This is a genomic window from Pseudoxanthomonas sp. UTMC 1351, assembly GCF_040948865.1.
GTDB lineage: Bacteria > Pseudomonadota > Gammaproteobacteria > Xanthomonadales > Xanthomonadaceae > Pseudoxanthomonas_A.
In genome coordinates this window covers 105,609-123,609 of sequence record NZ_JAVGJT010000018.1, presented here as the reverse complement: position 1 = coordinate 123,609, position 18,001 = coordinate 105,609, and the positions used below count along the sequence as shown (strand labels likewise).

The following is an 18,001-nucleotide window of genomic DNA, read 5'->3' as shown; positions in this document are numbered from 1 at the left end:
GTTTCGTAGAGATAGTTGGGGCGCGGTCGCGGGCGAAGAGTAGGGGCTGATCGTTCGCTATTTGGGCGCTGCGGCGCCCTTGTCATCGCAGGTCGAGTAGCGAAGCGCGGCCCGGGTGGGCAACTCGTGGGACGCAATTCGCCGTGGCCAGCCATTTGGCTGTTGAAGAGCGCTTCCGGCGCAGGCCAGTACGGATGTCAGAGGCCGCTAGCTCCCTGCCTACGCCGGGACGCCGTCACATCGTCATCGCCGGTCATTCGGCTCAGAGCGCTTCAGCTACCTGCAGCCGATTCCAATGACCGCCGCATGACTAAATTAACGTTATGCTTCCTAGGGGAGCCCAGGGGGGAAGCCCACCCGGGAATTCGCCAGACCATCCACTGCTAAGGGATCCATGCATGAGTGAATTCGAAAACGTCACGGCGCCGCCTCCGCCGCAGACCAGCGCCGGCCCGCAGGAAGACCGGACCATCGCGCTGATTACCCATCTATCGGGAATCGTCGCGGGGTTCATCGTTCCGTTGATCATGTGGCTGATCAACAAGGATAAGGCCGATAAGCCGTGGCTGATCGACCAGACCAAGGAAGCGCTGAACTTCCAGATCACCATCGCGATCGCTTATGTAGCCGCCATCATCCTGACGACGATCACCTTCGGTTTGCTGTTCTTCCTGCCGATGCTGGTGTGGGTCGCCAATCTGGTGTTCTGCATTTTGGCTGCCGTCAAGGCCAACACCGGTGAAGCGTACCGCTATCCGTTCGCGTTGCGTCTGATCAAGTAATCGCGCGCGGCAAGTTCAAAGAAGGCCCGGCTAGTCCGGGCCTTTTTTATTGCGGCCAGGTGTCATCGCAATACCTGTAGGAGCGCCGTCCCGGCGCGAGCTCTTCCTGTCAACGTGCGGTAACAGCGAAGAGCTCGCGCCGAGACGGCGCTCCTACAAAAGAGGCAGCGGCATACAACGAGAACACCGACGGCTGCGGCGCGTCAGTGCACCCGATTGATCGCCAATTCGCCCAGTGCCTTCAGCGCATTGCTGCGTGCGTCGAAGGGGGCCAGTGCGTTCTGCATGGTGCTGGCGAGTTCTTCCAGCTTCGCCGCCGCGCCTTGCATACCCAACAGGGCAGGGTAAGTGGATTTGGCTTGCGCCACGTCCTTGCCCGCGGTCTTGCCCAGCTGCTCGGAACTGGATTCGATATCCAGAATGTCGTCGCGCACCTGGAAAGCCAAGCCCAAAGCCGCGGCGAAATCATCCAGGCGCCGCAATTCGTCGCCGCTTGCTCCGCCGGCGGCCGCTCCCATTCGGACAGCAGCCCGCATCAGCGCACCGGTCTTCAGCGCGTGCATGCGCTGAAGTGCCGACAGAGATTGCACGCTGCCAGTCGCGTCGATATCCAACGCCTGGCCGCCACACATGCCGGCAACGCCGGAAGCACGGCTCAGCACCTGCAGCCAATCCAAACGTAACGCGACATCGGCGTCGGCATGAGCCAGCAGGTCGAATGCCGAGGTCTGCAGGGCATCGCCCGCGAGAATGGCGGTGGCTTCGTCGAATGCGATGTGCACGGTGGGCTGGCCACGGCGCAGGTCGTCGTCGTCCATGGCGGGCAGATCGTCGTGCACCAACGAATAGGCATGGATCAATTCCACGGCGGCCGCGGGTGCATCCAGGATCGCTTCATCGACGTCGAACAGCGCACCGGCCGCATAGACCAGCAACGGACGCACGCGCTTGCCGCCGCCCAGCACCGCGTGGCGCATGGCGGCGTGCAGCCGCTCAGGCGATTGCGATGCGACCGGCAGGGATTGTTCCAGCTTGGCCTCAACCCGCGCTGTCCACCGCGCGAACGCGGCCTCAGTCGACATCGGGCGCGGGCGCGAAGGGTTCGGCGGTTTCCGGATTTTCTGGGTCGCTGAGCAGCCGTACGCGCAGTTCGGCCTGTTCCAACGCCGTCTGGCAACGGCGGTACAGGCCTACGCCACGCTCGTAAGCGGCCAGCGACTCTTCCAAGCTCAGGTCGCCATGCTCCATCTTTTCAACCAGTTGCTCCAATTCGTCCAGAGACTGTTCGAAATGGGCGACTGGCGACGCGTCGGGGGTGTTTTTCTTGGCCATGTGGGAAGTGTGCGGACCGCAGTGGGCTAGGTCAACGCGCCGCTGCTTGGACCGAGGGATGGGTGACGGGCCTGAGCGTCAGCGTCACGGCGCCATCGCAGTGTTGCGCCGTTTTGGCGCAGCCATGCGTCGAATTCGGCCGAACAGATCAAATCGCCGGCCGCCAACAGACGGTCGTGGGAATCCCAGAGCAACGGCAACCGTCGCCGCTCCCACGGCGGCACACCCAACTCCTGGAGGACCTTCTTCAGCTCATGCGAATGATTGCGTCCGGGCAGGGTGATGCGCTCGCCGCCTTGCCGGGCGGAAACGCGCAGCGGTTCGATGAAGGCGCCGGCGCCTTCCAGCACCAAGGAGCCGCCACCGGGCAACGACAGTGACGCGTCGCCGCGCCAATGCGCCTGCCAATCCGGAGGCAGCGCCTCCTGGTGGCGGCTGGCAAACAACAATCCGCGCCAACGCTGCACGGCGGCGTCGTTCCAGGCGAACTCGGCCGCCGTATCGGTACCCGCCGGCAGCAGATCGGATTCGATCCTTGCCACGCCCTCGCTGGGTAGCGGAGGCAGGCCCAGTTCGGCGATCCATCGCCGCAGCACTCGCGCGCGTCGGCTGCGGGGCAGTTGTGCAAGTGGTGCAACCGATAACGCCTGCGGGTCGGCGGTGCGTGCCATCGCCAAGGCTTGTGCATCGCCGTCTTCCAGCAGCTCGACCGTTTCGGCCATCAGGCTGGCACTGCGGGCGAACGCGGCGTCGGCTTGCGGCCAACGCTGCCGTAGGAGCGGCAGAACCTGATGGCGCAGGAAATTGCGATCGTGACGGGAATCTTCATTGCTAGGGTCTTCGACCCAGGCAAGGCCGAGCGCCTGGGCGTAGGCGAGCAAGGTTTTGCGGGGCACATCCAGCAAGGGCCGCCAATGCCAGCCATGGGCGAAGCGCCGCCAAGGCCGGATAGCCGCCAGGCCTTCAGGGCCCGAAGCACGCAACGCGCGCAACAAGAAGGTTTCCGCCTGATCGTCCAAGTGATGCGCGGTCACCAGCGTCTCTTGCTCGCCCAGGGCTTGCGCGAAAGCGAGATAGCGGGCGCGGCGCGCAGCGGCCTCCAGTCCTTCGCCATCGCGTTCGACATGCACGCGGACGACGTTCAGCGGGATGCCCCATGTTCTGCAAAGCGTGGCGCAATGGGCCGCCCATTCGTCCGCGGCCGCATGCAGGCCATGGTGGATGTGGATGGCGCTCAGACCCTGCTGGCGCACCTGGTGGTCCTGCACCAGCGCGTGTAGCAGTGCGCAGGAATCCAGACCACCGCTAAGGGCGGCCAGGATGGGGGCGGGTTCCTCGCGGCGTAATGCCAAGCGCAGGACGGAAGTCGGATCGGTGATGCTCACCCGCGCATGCTAGGCCTTGTCGCGTGATCCGGGTAGCCGCAGCGCGGCTCTACCGCCAACTCAAGCGCGGAAATGCCAGGCGTGTTTTCTCAGGCCAGGGTGGCCAGTTCCTTGCGTGCCAACTCGATCCACGGGCGCTGTTCGCGCTGGTAATACTTCGGCGCCACATCGGAGCGGGTGAGGATCTCCTTGAACATGGAAACAGCCCGCGACGCGTCGCCGCTGCGCTGGAGCAACAGCGCATAACGGGCGCGCGCTTCTTCGCCCGGGTAACCCTGTACGACTGCCTCGTATTCGTTCAACGCGGCCGTGATGTCGCCAGTGCCTTCCACCGCTCGTGCATACAGCAGATGGCCATCGCTGGAACGGAAGGTGGGATTCGCCGCGATCAATGCATCCAACGTATCGCGCGTCTGTTGCGCCTGGCCCAGGCCGAACTGCGCCTTCGCCAAGCCCAGCATCAGATTTGGATCCGTGGCATACAGACCTTTCAACGATTGCTCGTATAGCTCGGCGGCGTGCGCATAGTCGCCGCTGCGCAGGCTTTCCTCAGCCAGCCGGCGGCGATTTTCCGGTGTGTCGGCGGCTTGCAGCAAGCGTGCGGCATCGCGCTTGTCGCGTTCCGGATCGATGCGGTTGCGCATGGTACGGACGGTACGCCGCGCGGCGGGGTTATGCCGCAGGTCCGGCAGGATTTCCGCGATGACGTATATCAGCACCGCCAGATAAGAAAACACCAGCAGGATGAACACCCAGTACAACGGTCTGCCGGTGCGTACTACGTGCACGCAGCAGGCGATCTGCAGAACAATGGACAGGAGAATAATGGGGCTCATGGAATGCGTGATCCGCAGCAATGGACGGGCCGGTATAGTCTGCCCCAGCCAGGAAAGGACTGGAGCAAATTGTATCCAGTTGGAACCCGGCCCAAGACTCATATAGCCTGCCTGGCTACGGCAGGCACGAAGCGATTACTACAGAGCGCCAAAAGGGAGGGGTGACCCGATGCGTCGTTGGATAGCCAGGTTTCTGATATCGATGGCGGTGGCCGTCCCATTGACCCTGATAGCCGTTTACGTCATCAATCCATTTGGTGTGCGCTCGGTTGATCCGCGCCAACGCATCATTGGATATGGTTTGTACCGCGTGCCGGCCTCCAATATGTTGCCGGGCATCAAGCCGGACCAAGTACTCATCACGCGGGCGGGGTACTACGTGAAGCGATCGCCGCAGCGAGGAGATGTGGTCACGCTGTTCGTCCCGGGATATGAAGGACAGGTTTGGCTGCAACGGATCATTGGCCTCCCAGGAGAAACCGTCGAGATCACGACGGGCAAGGTGATGATTGATGGCCGTCCTCTGGAGGAGCCTTATGTCTCCCCGGAGAACCTGACAGCCGACTACTCGCTATCGATGGAGGCGATGACTATCCCACCAGGCCGTTATTTCTTGATGGGGGACCATCGAGATAACAGCATGGATAGCCGCATGCAGGATCTGACCCGGCGCGAAGACATCACTGGCAAGGTGGTCGCGATTCTCCAGTGAATCTTTAGCTGCGCATCGGTAGCTCTTCGTATTGCACGTTCAACTGACCGCCGCCAGCAAAAAGAAAGCCGCGCAGGGCGCGGCTTTCTTTTTGCTGGCGGCTTTAGCTCAAGCCGCCTCGTATGCGCCGTACCCGCGCAGGCGCTGGTACCGACGCTTCAGCAGGTCGTCGACGGGCAGTTGCTCCAGTGCATCCAATTCGTTCATCAGCACCGCCTTCAGGCGCGTTGCCATCTGTTTCGGATTGCGGTGCGCACCGCCTATAGGCTCGCGGATTACTTTGTCGACCAAGCCCAACGACAGTAGCCGCTTGGCGGTCAGGCCCAGCTGCTCGGCGGCGTCTTTCGCTTTATCTGCGGATTTCCACAGGATGGAAGCGCAGCCCTCCGGCGAGATCACCGAATAGGTGCCGTATTCCAGCATCAATGTGCGGTCGCCGACGCCGATGGCCAATGCGCCGCCGGAGCCGCCTTCGCCAATCACGGTACAGATCACCGGAATCTTCAGTTCGGCCATTTCCAGCAGATTGCGGGCGATGGCTTCGGACTGGCCGCGCTCTTCCGCACCGACGCCGGGGTAGGCGCCAGGCGTGTCGATGAAGGTCAGCAGCGGCAGCTTGAAGCGCTCGGCCATTTTCATCAGGCGCAGCGCCTTGCGGTAACCCTCGGGCCGGGGCATGCCGAAGTTGCGGGCAACCTTGCTCTTGGTGTCGCGGCCTTTCTGGTGGCCGATGATCATCACGCTGCGACCGTCGATGCGGCCCAGGCCGCCGACGATAGCCTTGTCATCGGAGAACGCACGGTCGCCCGCGAGTTCGTGGAATTCATCGCAGAACACCCGGATGTAATCCAGCGTGTAAGGACGGGCCGGATGGCGCGCCAGTTGGGAAACCTGCCACGGCGTCAGATCGCGGAAGATCTGCGCTGTGCGTATCCGCAGCTTGTCCTGCAGCGCATGGACTTCTGCGTCGACATTGACCGCCGGGCCGGCGCTGGCGTTACGCAGCTCCTGGATCTTGGCTTCCAGATCGGCGATGGGCTGTTCGAAATCGAGGTAGTTCGGATTCATCTGCGGGCCGTGGGCCGGAAAGTGGGGAGTTTATCGCAGCCGGCGTCACCATACCGAGCCGTGCGGGGGGCGAGGGGCAGGGGCCAGAGATCAGGGGCAAGAGATCAAGGAAGGAGCAGGGGCACGGAGTGGGGATTTGCTCTTGCTCCTCACAGTGCAAAGAGGCAAGAGCAAGTTCCTCATCGGCTCTTTGCAAAAAGAAGGCAACAACCCCACGCTTTTCTGGCCTCTGGCCCCTGCCCTCAATTCGTCCAAGGCCGAGCAAGGCTGAGCTTCACCGCACGTACACCGGGCTGAGCACGCAGGGCATCCAGCAGCTCTGTATCCACGCGGACGGCCTTGCTGCCGTTCAAGTCCAGCATGCCGGCGGTGCGTGTCTTGCCGGATTCCATCAGCAGGTCCAGGCGCAAGGGAGTACCGCCGGGGCGGTGGCGCGCCAGCAACGCATCCACGCGCTCCCACAGGCCCGGCACACGCAGATCCAGTCGCAGCGATAGCCGTTGTGCGTGATTCGCGCACAGTTGCGCGTAGTCCCAGCATTGGCGGATGCGCAGGCTGAAGCCGCCACTGAATTCGTCTTCGCGCAGGCCGCCTTTGACGATCAGAATGCGATCGCGGGTAAGCAGCGGACCGAACTCGGCCATCGAATCGGAGAACACGCTGCACTCGATGCGGCCGCGTCCGTCTTCCAGTTGCACGAACATCTGGCTGTCGCCCTTGCGGCGCACCCCCACCACTTGGCCGGCGAGCACCGCGTTGACTTCCGGGCGCCAACCTTTCTTCTCACCTTGGGGCTGCGAACTCCAGATACGGTCCAGTTCGCCCAGGTCGCTACCGACCAGCGCGCGCAGGTCTTCGCGATAGGGATCCAGTGGATGACCGCTGAGGTAATGGCCGAGCGTTTCACGTTCGCCATTGAGCTTCTGCGACAGCGGCCACTCGTCGGATTCCGGCAGCACGACCTCCAGCGCAGGCGCAGCGTCGCCGCCGCCGAACAGCGAGTTCTGCCCAGCCGCACGTTCCTTCGCCAACTGGTCGGTCGCCTTCATCACTTCGGGCATTTGCAGCATCAGCGAAGCGCGGTTGCGACCTAGCGCGTCCACGGCGCCAGCATTGATCAGCGCTTCCATCGCGCGCCGGTTGAGCTTGGAAGAATCGACGCGTTTGCAGAAATCCAACAGGTCCGTAAACGCACCACCGCGCCGACGCTCGGCGGCGATCGCTTCGCATGCGCCCTGTCCGACGCCCTTGATGGCGCCCAGGCCGTAGCGGATGGTGCGCGGATCGGTGGCCTCGAACATGTAGTTCGAGTGGTTGGCTTCCGGCGGTTGCACGTTGAGTTTCAGCAAACGCGCTTCGTCCAGGAAGCCGACCACTTTGTCGGTGTTGTCCATGTCCGAAGACAACACCGCTGCCATGAACTCGGCCGGATAATGACACTTCAACCAAGCCGTCTGGTACGAGACCAGTGCGTAAGCGGCCGCGTGCGATTTGTTGAAGCCGTAGCCGGCGAACTTCTCCATCAAGTCGAAGATTTCGTCGGCCTTGCGCTCTTCGACGCCGCCCTTGCCGGCGCCTTCGCGGAAGATTTCGCGGTGCTTGGCCATCTCGGCCGGCACTTTCTTACCCATCGCGCGACGCAGCAGGTCGGCGCCGCCCAGCGAGTAGCCGCCGACGATCTGCGCCATCTGCATCACCTGCTCCTGGTACACCATGATGCCGTAGGTGTCGCGCAGGATCGGCTCGACGCGTGGATCCGGATATTGGACTTCTTGGCGCCCGTGCTTGCGCTCGATGAAGTCCGGAATCAGGTCCATGGGACCCGGGCGGTACAACGACACCAACGCGATCAGATCGTCGAAACGATCGGGCTTGGCACGCTTCAGCAGTTCGCGCATGCCGCGCGATTCGAACTGGAACACCGCGCCGGTGGCGCCGGTGGAGAAGACCTGGTCGTAGGTGGCTTTGTCGTCCAGCGGAATGGTGGAGATGTCCAGCGCCGGCTCATCGCTTTTGGCACGACGAACATTGATGGCTTTCACCGCCCAATCGATGATGGTCAGTGTGCGCAGGCCCAGGAAGTCGAACTTCACCAGGCCGACCGCTTCCACGTCATCCTTGTCGAACTGGGTGACCGGCGATTTGCCACGGCCGTCCACATCATGTTCGGCGTACAGCGGGCAGAAGTCCGACAGCGGCGAGGGTGCGATCACCACGCCACCGGCGTGCTTGCCGGCGTTGCGGGTCAGGTCTTCCAGCTGCCGCGCCAGATCGATCAGGTCACGGACATCGTCTTCGTCGCGATAGCGGTCGATCAGCTCTTGCGAGGCCATCTCGCTGCTGCCTTCGCCCATCGCATCCTTCAGCGTGACGCCCAGGATGTTGGGAATCAGCTTGGCGACGCCATCCACCAATCCGTATGGGTAACCGAGCACGCGGCCGGTGTCACGCACCACCGCTTTGGCCGCCATGGTGCCGTAGGTGATGATCTGGCTGACGCGGTCTCGGCCGTACTTCGCGGCGACGTAGTCGATGACTTCGTCTCGCCGGTCCATGCAGAAGTCGATGTCGAAGTCGGGCATCGACACGCGTTCCGGATTCAGAAAGCGCTCGAACAGCAGGTCGTACGGGATCGGGTCCAGATCGGTAATGCCCAGCACCCATGCGACCAGCGAACCGGCGCCCGAACCGCGGCCAGGGCCGACCGGGATGCCGTGATCCTTGGCCCAGTTGATGAAGTCCGCCACGATCAGGAAGTAGCCCGGGAAGCCCATCCCGACGATCACGTCCAGCTCGCGGTCCAGTCGCTCCACGTAGTCTTCGCGAGTGCGTCCCGGTGCCAACGGATTCTTTTCCAGCCGTTTGACCAGGCCGGCATGCGACTGGCTGCGAATCCAGCTTTCCAGCGTCTCGTTGCTGGGTACCGGATATGCAGGCAGCGCGTATTCGCCCAACCGCAGTTCCAGGTTGCAGCGCAGGGCCAGCGCCAGCGTGTTGTCGATGGCGTCGGGCACATCGGCGAACAGTTCCACCATCTGTTCGGCGGATTTCATGTACTGCTCGGCGCTGTACTCGCGCGGACGCTTGGGGTCGTCCAGCACGCGGCCGGTGGAGATGCACACGCGCGCCTCATGCGCATCGAAACCGCTGGGATCCAGGAAGCGCACATCGTTGCTGGCGATCACCGGCAGGCCGCGCGCCGCTGCCGCATGCAGAGCGAATGCGTTGAAGGCTTCCTCGCCGTCACGCTGCGTGCGGGTCAGTTCCAGATGCAGGTTTTCGCCGAACGTACGCTGCCAATCGGCCAAGTGTTGTTCGGCCAGTTCGTGCCGCCCACTCAAGGCCAAGCGCCCGGCATAACTGTTGCGGCCGACGATGGCGAACAGGCCTTCGCAGTCCTGCTTCAGCCAGTCCGGATCGATCGCCACGCCATCCAGGCGATGGCCTTCCATCCAGGCGCGGGTCAGCAGCCGCGACAGCGACAAGTAGCCGGTGTTGTCGCGGCACAGCAAGGTAAGTTGCCAGGGCGTTTCGTTGCCCTCGACCACGCTGATGTCGGCTCCGGCGATCGGCTTGATACCGACGCCTTCAGCGGCTTTGTAGAACTTCACCAGCGCGAACAGATTGTTGCGGTCGGTCACCGCCAGCGCGGGCAGGCGCAATTCGACTGCGCGGCTCAGCAGATTAGGCTGCTTGGCTTTCTTCGGGTCGGCCTGATCCGGCTTCTCGGGCACGCGGATAATGGAATCCGCCATCGAGAATTCGGTGTGCAGGTGAAGGTGAACGAAACGGGAGGTCATGCCGACTCGGATAGCTACCTGGGCAGGGTAGCGGCGGGGGTGAAACGGGGCAAGGCTTGACAGCTGGTCTTTGGTTGTCAGATTGGGTTGGCGGGCAGTTTATTTGGTAGCTAGTGGCGGCGAGAAGCTAGAGCGGAGAGCTAGCGTTCGTATCGCATGTTCACTGGAATCAAGAATCGTGGTCATCCCGGCGCAGGCCGGGACCCAGTGTCTTGCACTCCAGACGGCGAAACGTCGCTGGGTCCCGGCTTGCGCCGGAAGCGCCTCTCAACAGCCGAAAGGCTGGTCATGACGACCTGGTCCTGGCTTGGTACGAAAACGCTCCAGGTGCGCCGTACCTTTCCAGAGGCAAAAAAAAGCCGCCCTTGCGAGCGGCAGGGGAAGAGAGTGGAACTTTCTAGTGAATACGGAACATGGGGGCTGGCTCCGGGACGTAGCTGCTGTCACGGACATGGCGGTAGTGAGCGTGCAGCTGGGCTTCGGCAATCCGTGCCAAGGCCCAGTCGTCGCGCGTGAAGCGGAAATCGGTGCGTGCACAGCCGCGCAGATAGGCTTCCAGATCGCCCAGGCGGCGGTAGTCCAGATAGCGCTCGGTTTCTTGCGCCAGTAGCGACCACGCGGCTTCGTCGATATTGCTGCCGGCGGCGCTGTGGCTGAGATCCGCCAATGTTCGCTCCAGCCGCACTCGGACCCACTCGTCGCAGCTCCATTGTGGGTCGGTCAACATCATGCGCAGTAGCGGCAGCCGGTCAGCGTGGACGGGCGGGTTGGCCTGCTGATCTGACGGCCGTTCGGGTGGAAGACGGATTTTCGTACCAAGCAAAACAGACATGGAACACCTCGGGCCGTCGGGGGAACGGCATATGGGTTGGATGCAGGTACATGCTGCACGGTTGCATGGCATCCGTCGTCTGCTGGAAGTCGCCATGACGATAGGCAGGGTGGCGCCGCACGCGGCTTACGCTGCCAGAGTGCGCACCTTAGATGGGTGTGAAAGAGGCTGGGAGAATAGGCGCATGACCGTTTCGTACACACGTTCCCGACGTGCGACTAACCCAGCTTCAACGTGGTGCGTGTTCCCAATTCACCGCGATTGAATTCGAACTCTGGAACCGCGGGCTCGATTCGGCATGTTGTGTCCGGTCAACGCTGCGAACATCCATCAAGCCGTGCAAGAACCATCAGGTCGGACTAGCGGCCAGATCGTTGAACCAAGGTCGCTCCGAAGCGCGCACAGGAGCAAAGCTGCGTCGGTGTTGCGGGCATGGTCCGTGCATCCGCAGCGCAGCCAAATGCTCGGGCGTGGAATAGCCCTTGTGTTGATCGAAGCCATATTGCGGATGCATGGAATGCAGTTCCCGCATGAAACGGTCGCGCGACACTTTGGCCAGGATCGACGCGGCCATGATCGAGCGATCGCGTGCGTCGCCTCCGATCCAGGCCTCTGCCGGGCACGGCAGGTCGCGCGGCAGCGCATTGCCGTCGATCCGCGCCAGGCATCCATCCGCGCCGCCTGCCGCCTGTACCACGCCTTCCAGCGCGCGTCGCATGCCGAGCATCGTGGCGTGATAGATATTGATGCGATCGATTTCCCCGACCTCGATGAATACGATATGCCAAGCCAGCGCGCGCTCCACGATGCGCTCATACAGGAGTTCGCGACGGGACGCGCACAGCTGTTTCGAATCGGCCAGACCATTGATGCGAGGCTGCGCCGGATCGAAAACCACCGCCGCGACAACGACCGGTCCGGCCAGCGGGCCGCGCCCAGCCTCATCGATTCCGGCGATGCGAACAGGACGTACGGCGGCGGAGGGGATGGACGACTCAAGCATGGGTGGACGATAAGAGATTGGCTACGGCATCGGCCGCACGCGCGGAAGCATCCTGCCGCAGCGCATGGTGCAACTCAAGGTACTTCGGTTGCAATGCAGCCACCGCCTCGGGATGGGTGAACCAATGCAGCACCGCGCGGCTCAGGTTCTCTGGCGTGCAGTCGTCCTGCATCAGTTCCGGTGCCAGGTCTTCGCCGGCCAGAACGTTCGGCAGTGCATACCGTTCGATCTTCAGCATTCCCAGCATTTTGACCAGGCTATAAGTGGCGGGCGCGATCTTGTAGCCCACGACCATCGGACGCTTGGCCAACATCGCTTCCAGCGTCGCGGTACCGGAGGCCAGCAGCACCACGTCGCTGGCATACAGCGCTTCACGGGCCTGTCCATTCAGAAGGTGGTAGTCGAGCCCCGAGAAGCGAGGATCGGAACGCAGAGATTCCAATGCCTGCCGACAAGCTGCGCTGGCGGCGGGAACGATTACACGCAGCCCCGGGATTTCCTGGGCTACGCGGGCGGCGGCTTCCAGGAAGGGTGCGCCCAGTCGGTGGATTTCGCCCAGGCGGCTACCGGGCAGCACCGCCAGCACCGGCGCATCTCCTGATAGGCCCAGGGCTTGGCGCGCGGTATCCCGGTCCGGCTGCAGCGGTATTTCATCAGCCATGGGATGCCCGACGAAACTCGCGTCGACGCCATGGCGTGCGTAGATGGGCGGCTCCATGGGAAACAAGCAGAGCACACGATCCGCGCTGGCACCGATCTTTTCCGCGCGTTTCTCCCGCCATGCCCAGACCGACGGACTGACGTAGTGCACCGTGCGCACGCCGCGCTGTTTCAACCAGCGCTCCACGCCCAAATTGAAATCCGGTGCATCGATGCCAATGAAGACATCGGGCCTCCACGCCAGCACGCGTTCGCGGAATGCCTTGCGCAATTTCAACAGACGCGGCAGATGGCGCAGGACCTCGGCCAATCCCATCACCGCCAATTCGCTCGCATCGAACCAGGTCTGGCAACCGGCTGCACGCATCCCGTCGCCACCGATGCCAGCGAATTCAGCTTGCGGGAATCGTTGGCGCAACGCGGCGATCAATCCAGCGCCCAGACCGTCGCCGGAGGCTTCGCCAGCGACAATCGCTACGCGCAGCGTGGCGCCGTGATTAGGGAATCGGGAATGGGGAATGGAGGCAGGTTCGGGCTTTGGCTTTTCCCGATTCTCCATTCCCGATTCTCCATTCCCGGCACTCATCTCAACAACGGCCGTTGGCCGGCTTCAATGAAGTCGAGCAGGGCACGCACGTCGTCGCTGTCCTTGGCTTGTTCGACCAGTTGCTGCTTGGCTTCGGCCAGCGGCAGTCCGGCCATGTACAAGGTGCGGTAGGCGCGTTTGATGGCGCTGATGCGTTCGCTATCGAAGCCGCGCCGTTTCAGGCCTTCGCTGTTGACGCCGCGCGGGCGCCCGCCGGTTTCCGTCGCCACCATGGTGAACGGCGGCACATCGCCACTGATCAGCACGCCCATGCCCAGGAACGCATGCGCACCGATACGGCAGAACTGATGCACGCCCGCAAAACCGCTCATGATCACCCAGTCTTCGACAATGACATGTCCAGCCAAGGTGGAGTTGTTGGAGAACACACAATGGTTGCCCACGTCGCAATCGTGCGCCACATGCGTATACGCCAGCAGCAGATTGTCGTTGCCGATGCGGGTGACACCGCCACCGTCGCCTGTACCCCGATTCAAGGTGACGAATTCGCGCACGCTGTTGCGGTCGCCGATGATCAACTCGGTGCGTTCGCCTTTGAATTTCTTGTCCTGCGGATCGCCGCCGACTGCGGCGTGGCCAACGAAATGATTGTCGCGGCCGATGCGGGTAGGACCGGTGACACTGCAATGCGGACCGAGGACGGTGCCATCGCCAATCTCGACATCGTGGCCGACGTACGCGAACGCGCCGATACGCACGTTGGCGCCCAGTTTGGCGCCCGATTCGATCACCGCACTGGGATGGATGACGGAAGCGCTCATCTCAGTTCGTGTCCTCGGCGCACAGCACGTCGGCGCAGGCGACTTGTTCGCCGTTAACGCTTGCGACGCCGGTGTAGAAGGCCATGTTGCGGATCAGGCGCTTCAGGGTGACATCCAGATCCAAGCGGTCGCCAGGTACCACCATCTTGGTGAAACGGGCGTTTTCCACCTTGACCATGTAGAACATGCGGCCTGCAGTGTCGCCTTGATGCGACAGCTGAGTCAGCAGCCCACCCGCCTGCGCCAGCGCCTCGATGATCAGCACGCCCGGCATAATGGGATGTCCCGGAAAATGACCGGTGAAGAAGGGCTCGTTCTGGGTGATGTTCTTGTAGGCCAGCACACGTTTGTTGTGCTCCAGCTCGACCACGCGATCCACCAGCAGGAACGGGTAACGATGCGGTAGCAGCTTGCGGATGCCGGCGGCATCGATGGGAAGTTGCACTTCGTGGGTCATCAGGTTTCCTTGTCAGCCGCCAGCACACGGCGGGCCAGTACGTCGAGTTGCTTGAAACGGGCAGCGTTCTTACGCCAAGTACGATTATCGGTAAGCGGCGTGCCCGAGGAATATTCGCCAGGCTCGCGTATGGAGCTGGTCACCAACGACATGGCGGTGATCACCACGCGGTCGCAAATCTCCAGATGACCCAGGACTCCCGCCGCACCTCCGATCAGGCAATAGCGTCCGATCCGGGCGCTTCCGGCCGCCGCGCTGCAGCCGGCCATAGCCGTGTGCGCGCCGATGCGGACGTTGTGGCCGATCTGGATTTGATTGTCCAGGCGCACGTCCTCTTCCAATACGGTGTCTTCCAGCGCGCCGCGATCTATGGTGGTGTTGGCGCCGATTTCGCAATCGTCGCCGATGCTCACGCCACCCAGTTGCGGCACCTTGATCCAATGGCCGGCGTCCATGGCCAGCCCGAATCCATCGGCACCGATCACCGCGCCAGGATGGATCAACACACGCTGGCCCAAACGTACGCGAGTCACCAGCGTCACCCTCGCGATCAGCTCGCTGCCGGCGCCGATTTCGCAGTTCTCGCCGATCACGCAGCCCGGCCCGATGACGCAACCGTCACCCACCGTGCTGCCGGCACCGATTACAACGAACGGCCCCACATGGGCGCTGGGGGAAATCGTCGCCGCTGGATCGATCACCGCGCTGGCATGGATACCTGGCGAATGCACAGGTTTGGTGTCGAACAGTGCGGCAATCTTCGCGAAGGCTGTATAGGGATCCTTGGCGATCAACGCGGTGCCGGGGGCGTCGTCAATGTCCTCCTGACGCATCACCACTGCGCCGGCACTACTGTCGGCCAGCTGTGAGCGATAGCGAGAGTTGGCGAGGAATGCCAGCTGACCACGGGCGGCGCGCGCCAGCGTGGACACGCCTTCGATCCGAACGTCGCCGTCGCCATGCAGCGCCAGCTCGAAGCGGCGAGCGAGTTCCGATGCGGTAAAAGTCTGTGCCATAAGGGCGCTAGTTTAGCGCCTTGTGTATGAGCGATGCCGCCTGCCGCGGTGAGTAGCCGGAGGCAGGCCACGAATCATCCGTGGCCTGCCGTATGTTCGACCGCGTCAGCGGATCAGAACGCCCCGCCGAAGGTGAACTGCAGGCGCTCGATCTCGTCGCCTTCTTCCTTGCGCAGCGGGAAGGCGTAGCTGATCGAGATCGGACCGACGGGCGCGCGCCATAGCAGTGCCACGCCGGTCGAGGCACGCAGCTGGCTGGCGTCGAAATTGTCGATGCCGTCGTATACGTTGCCGAAATCCAGGAAGGCCGAAACGCGCGCTGCATTGGAGTCGAACAGTTTCGGGAAGATCATTTCCACCGAGCCGGTGGTCTTCAGTGAGCCACCCAACGGCTGGCCTCGGTTTCCGGAAATGAGTTCCGAACGTGGGCCCAGAGTGTTGTCGCGGAAGCCGCGCACCGAACGCGTACCGCCCGCGTAGAAATTCTCGTAGAACGGCAGGCCTGTCGCCGTGAGGGTACGATCCAGGACGGAGCCGGGGGCACAGCCAGCTGCACTGGAAGCCGCCGCCAACGTGGCCGGATCGCCTGGGATCTGCGGGTCGGAACCATTGACCCGGCAAATATTGCGAACGATGTCCGAGCCATAACTGTCGCCGTAGCCGAGTTCGGCGCGCGTGTTGAGCACGATGGCGCTGCCCAGGCGCCAGTACTTGGAGAATTCGTAGTTGAGCTTGTAGTACTCGACCGTCGAGCCCGGCAGCGCGATTTCCGCCGATATCCGCTGGTACAGGCCACCTGTGGGCATGAAGTAGTCGTTGCGGGTATCGCGCGCCCAACCGATCTCGGCGCGCCATGCATGGAACGTGCGCTGGCCGACCGCATCGATGTAGTCGATGATGGAGCTCGGCGTGGAGCCGCCGAACGTCAGGATCTCGTTGCTGTCCAGGCCGAACAGCAGCGAGACCGTATCGTTCTCGGTGATCGGCAGGCCCAGCACGCCTTGGGCGGCGGCGCTGGTGGTGGAGTATTGCGCGGTGTTGAAGTCCGAGTAGTCGAACTCGCGCCACCACAGGTTGTAACCCAGCGACATGCCCTCGTCGGTAAAGAACGGGTTCGTGTACGAGAACGAATAGCGCTGCAGGTAATCGCTGCGCTGCGCTTCCACCGACACGCGGTTGCCGCCACCCAGGAAGTTGTTCTGCGACAGCTGGATCGAGGTGGTCAGGCCGGAGAGCTGCGAATAGCCCAGGCCGAACACGAAGCTGCCGGACGTGGTCTCCTTGACGTTGAACACCACGTCAACCTGGTCGTTGGTGCCCGGTACGGCCGGCGTTTCAACGTCCACTGTTTCGAAGTAACCCAAACGCCGCAGGCGCACCCGCGAGCGATCGATGGCCGCCTGCGAATACCAGCTGTCTTCGAACTGACGCATCTCACGGCGCAGCACTTCGTCGGACGTGCGGGTATTGCCCTTGAATACGATCCGGCGCACGTTCACGCGTGGACCGGGCACCACCTGCAGGTTGATGGCCACCGTACGATTTTCGCGGTCGACGGTCGGGATCGGATTGACCGCCGCGAACGCATGGCCGATGTTGCCCAGGGTGGCAGTGATCGAATCGGAGGTCATTTCCAGCAGCACGCGCGAGAAGATCTGATCTTTCTTGACGATCACCAGTTTCTCGATCTCTTCCTTCGGCAGCACCGTATCGCCGGAGACTTTCACGTCGGAGATCTTGTACTGCTCGCCTTCGCTGATGCCGGCGGTGATGAACATGTCGCGCTTGTCGGGACTGATCGCCACCTGGCTGGAGTCGATGCTGAAATCGACGTAGCCGCGATCCAGGTAAAAGGAGTTCAGGCGTTCGAAGTCGCCGGACAGCTTTTCCTTGGAATATTGATCGTCGCGGCGGTACCAGGACATCCAATTGCTTTCCTTGGACTCCCAGCCTTCCAGGATGTCCTCGGTGGGGAATTTCTCCGCACCGATTACATTGACATGGCGAATCTTGGCCGCCTTGCCTTCCTTGACGGCGATGGTCACATCCACGCGGTTACGGTCCAGCTGGCTGACGGTGGGCGTGATCTCCACGTTGTACTTGCCGCGGTTGTTGTACTGGCGGGTCAGTTCCTGGGTCACCCGGTCCAGGCTGAGGCGATCGAAGGTGTCGCCTTCAGCCAGACCAATATCTTTCAGGCCGCGCAGCAAGTCTTCGGTCTTGATGTCCTTGTTGCCGGTCAGGGTCAGCTTGTTGATGGCTGGCCGCTCGGTCAGGGTGACCACCAGGATGCTGCCTTGGCGGTCCAGCTTGACGTCTTCGAAGAAGCCGGTCTTGTACAGCGCGCGGATCGACTCGCCGATGTTGGTCGGGGTGACCGTGTCGCCACGCTCGATCGGCAGATAGGTCAGCACGGTACCCGCGGAGATGCGCTGCAAACCGTCGATGCGGATATCGGTGGCAGTAAAGCTCTCTGAGCTCAGAGGCGCGGCGGCCGGCGTGGGCGCAGCAGCAGGAGCTGCAGGAGCAGGCGCGGTCGGGCTGGGTTCCGTCGTCTGTGCCAGAGCCGGCACGGCAATGGCCGAAGCCAGGGCGAGGGCAAGCAGGCGGCGGGAGGGCAGTCGCGTCATCATCACATCCGATTGGGGTCGATCCTGCTGTGCAGGGGTTTGCCGGAAAGGCGCTTGCGGTGGGCAAGCAGAAATGGAACTAAAAGGTTTGAGGCGGGCCGGCGAAAGAAAGTTCAAAGG

15 protein-coding genes are annotated in these 18,001 nt (G+C 62.7%); 2 read left to right on the top strand and 13 right to left on the bottom strand.

Going from position 1 to position 18,001, the window contains the following annotated elements; all coding sequences use genetic code 11:
* Positions 1 to 398 precede the first annotated feature (398 nt).
* Positions 399 to 782, top strand: coding sequence for a DUF4870 domain-containing protein (locus tag AB6O04_RS13540; protein WP_368564545.1), 384 nt, complete (start codon positions 399 to 401; stop codon positions 780 to 782).
* 203 nt (positions 783 to 985) lie between these two features.
* Here AB6O04_RS13540 and AB6O04_RS13535 read toward each other — a convergent pair whose 3' ends face one another.
* The 4 genes from AB6O04_RS13535 to AB6O04_RS13520 all read right to left on the bottom strand — a co-directional run bounded on the left by AB6O04_RS13535 (position 986) and on the right by AB6O04_RS13520 (position 4,335).
* Positions 986 to 1,864 carry a polyprenyl synthetase family protein gene (locus AB6O04_RS13535; protein WP_368564544.1) on the bottom strand — a complete coding sequence of 293 codons (879 nt, stop codon included), beginning with the start codon at positions 1,862 to 1,864 and terminating at the stop codon, positions 986 to 988.
* Positions 1,854 to 2,114: an exodeoxyribonuclease VII small subunit gene (locus AB6O04_RS13530; RefSeq protein ID WP_337342256.1), complete on the bottom strand. Its 261-nt coding sequence runs from the start codon at positions 2,112 to 2,114 to the stop codon at positions 1,854 to 1,856. Before AB6O04_RS13530 ends, AB6O04_RS13535 begins: the two co-directional genes overlap by 11 nt.
* Before the next feature lie 26 nt (positions 2,115 to 2,140).
* Positions 2,141 to 3,493, bottom strand: a complete 1,353-nt coding sequence (gene tilS / locus AB6O04_RS13525; RefSeq protein WP_368564612.1) for a tRNA lysidine(34) synthetase TilS — start codon at positions 3,491 to 3,493, stop codon at positions 2,141 to 2,143.
* Between the two features lie 95 nt (positions 3,494 to 3,588).
* On the bottom strand, positions 3,589 to 4,335 hold the full coding sequence (locus AB6O04_RS13520; protein WP_368564542.1) for a tetratricopeptide repeat protein: 747 nt from the start codon (positions 4,333 to 4,335) through the stop codon (positions 3,589 to 3,591).
* Positions 4,336 to 4,504: 169 nt separating this feature from the next.
* Here AB6O04_RS13520 and lepB point away from each other — a divergent pair, with 169 nt between their 5' ends.
* Entirely contained in the window at positions 4,505 to 5,047 is a 543-nt protein-coding gene (lepB, locus tag AB6O04_RS13515; protein WP_368564541.1) for a signal peptidase I, read from the top strand.
* 108 nt (positions 5,048 to 5,155) lie between these two features.
* On the opposite strand, the gene AB6O04_RS13510 is transcribed toward lepB, so the two are convergent.
* From AB6O04_RS13510 to bamA, 9 genes are all read right to left on the bottom strand, one after another.
* A complete protein-coding gene (locus AB6O04_RS13510; protein ID WP_368564540.1) occupies positions 5,156 to 6,115 on the bottom strand; it encodes an acetyl-CoA carboxylase carboxyltransferase subunit alpha in 960 nt (319 codons plus the stop codon).
* Between the two features lie 242 nt (positions 6,116 to 6,357).
* Positions 6,358 to 9,915, bottom strand: coding sequence for a DNA polymerase III subunit alpha (gene dnaE / locus AB6O04_RS13505; RefSeq protein WP_368564539.1), 3,558 nt, complete (start codon positions 9,913 to 9,915; stop codon positions 6,358 to 6,360).
* A 397-nt stretch (positions 9,916 to 10,312) separates the two neighbouring features.
* The gene (locus AB6O04_RS13500; protein WP_368564538.1) at positions 10,313 to 10,747 is read right to left on the bottom strand and encodes a hypothetical protein; all 435 of its coding nucleotides are present in this window, start codon (positions 10,745 to 10,747) and stop codon (positions 10,313 to 10,315) included.
* Positions 10,748 to 11,096: 349 nt separating this feature from the next.
* Complete coding sequence (locus tag AB6O04_RS13495) at positions 11,097 to 11,750, bottom strand: ribonuclease HII (protein WP_368564537.1); 654 nt, start codon at positions 11,748 to 11,750, stop codon at positions 11,097 to 11,099.
* Positions 11,743 to 12,969, bottom strand: coding sequence for a lipid-A-disaccharide synthase (lpxB, locus tag AB6O04_RS13490; RefSeq protein WP_368564534.1), 1,227 nt, complete (start codon positions 12,967 to 12,969; stop codon positions 11,743 to 11,745). Before lpxB ends, AB6O04_RS13495 begins: the two co-directional genes overlap by 8 nt.
* Before the next feature lie 23 nt (positions 12,970 to 12,992).
* The gene (gene lpxA, locus AB6O04_RS13485; RefSeq protein WP_368564533.1) at positions 12,993 to 13,778 is read right to left on the bottom strand and encodes an acyl-ACP--UDP-N-acetylglucosamine O-acyltransferase; all 786 of its coding nucleotides are present in this window, start codon (positions 13,776 to 13,778) and stop codon (positions 12,993 to 12,995) included.
* Position 13,779: 1 nt separating this feature from the next.
* Positions 13,780 to 14,235, bottom strand: coding sequence for a 3-hydroxyacyl-ACP dehydratase FabZ (gene fabZ / locus AB6O04_RS13480; protein ID WP_368564531.1), 456 nt, complete (start codon positions 14,233 to 14,235; stop codon positions 13,780 to 13,782).
* Entirely contained in the window at positions 14,235 to 15,251 is a 1,017-nt protein-coding gene (gene lpxD, locus AB6O04_RS13475) for a UDP-3-O-(3-hydroxymyristoyl)glucosamine N-acyltransferase (RefSeq protein ID WP_368564530.1), read from the bottom strand. The genes fabZ and lpxD overlap by 1 nt, the downstream gene beginning before the upstream one ends.
* Positions 15,252 to 15,364: 113 nt before the next feature.
* Entirely contained in the window at positions 15,365 to 17,881 is a 2,517-nt protein-coding gene (bamA, locus tag AB6O04_RS13470; RefSeq protein WP_368564529.1) for an outer membrane protein assembly factor BamA, read from the bottom strand.
* Positions 17,882 to 18,001 lie beyond the last annotated feature (120 nt).

Bases quoted from the DNA above. Each gene is read 5' to 3' on its own strand.
- fabZ (WP_368564531.1), bottom strand. From the start codon at position 14,235: ATGACCCACGAAGTGCAACTTCCCATCGATGCCGCCGGCATCCGCAAG.
- AB6O04_RS13540 (WP_368564545.1), top strand. From the start codon at position 399: ATGAGTGAATTCGAAAACGTCACGGCGCCGCCTCCGCCGCAGACCAGC.
- bamA (WP_368564529.1), bottom strand. From the start codon at position 17,881: ATGACGCGACTGCCCTCCCGCCGCCTGCTTGCCCTCGCCCTGGCTTCG.
- lpxB (WP_368564534.1), bottom strand. From the start codon at position 12,969: ATGGAGAATCGGGAAAAGCCAAAGCCCGAACCTGCCTCCATTCCCCAT.
- lpxD (WP_368564530.1), bottom strand. From the start codon at position 15,251: ATGGCACAGACTTTTACCGCATCGGAACTCGCTCGCCGCTTCGAGCTG.
- AB6O04_RS13530 (WP_337342256.1), bottom strand. From the start codon at position 2,114: ATGGCCAAGAAAAACACCCCCGACGCGTCGCCAGTCGCCCATTTCGAA.
- dnaE (WP_368564539.1), bottom strand. From the start codon at position 9,915: ATGACCTCCCGTTTCGTTCACCTTCACCTGCACACCGAATTCTCGATG.
- AB6O04_RS13510 (WP_368564540.1), bottom strand. From the start codon at position 6,115: ATGAATCCGAACTACCTCGATTTCGAACAGCCCATCGCCGATCTGGAA.
- AB6O04_RS13535 (WP_368564544.1), bottom strand. From the start codon at position 1,864: ATGTCGACTGAGGCCGCGTTCGCGCGGTGGACAGCGCGGGTTGAGGCC.
- AB6O04_RS13520 (WP_368564542.1), bottom strand. From the start codon at position 4,335: ATGAGCCCCATTATTCTCCTGTCCATTGTTCTGCAGATCGCCTGCTGC.
- AB6O04_RS13500 (WP_368564538.1), bottom strand. From the start codon at position 10,747: ATGTCTGTTTTGCTTGGTACGAAAATCCGTCTTCCACCCGAACGGCCG.
- lpxA (WP_368564533.1), bottom strand. From the start codon at position 13,778: ATGAGCGCTTCCGTCATCCATCCCAGTGCGGTGATCGAATCGGGCGCC.
- AB6O04_RS13495 (WP_368564537.1), bottom strand. From the start codon at position 11,750: ATGCTTGAGTCGTCCATCCCCTCCGCCGCCGTACGTCCTGTTCGCATC.
- lepB (WP_368564541.1), top strand. From the start codon at position 4,505: ATGCGTCGTTGGATAGCCAGGTTTCTGATATCGATGGCGGTGGCCGTC.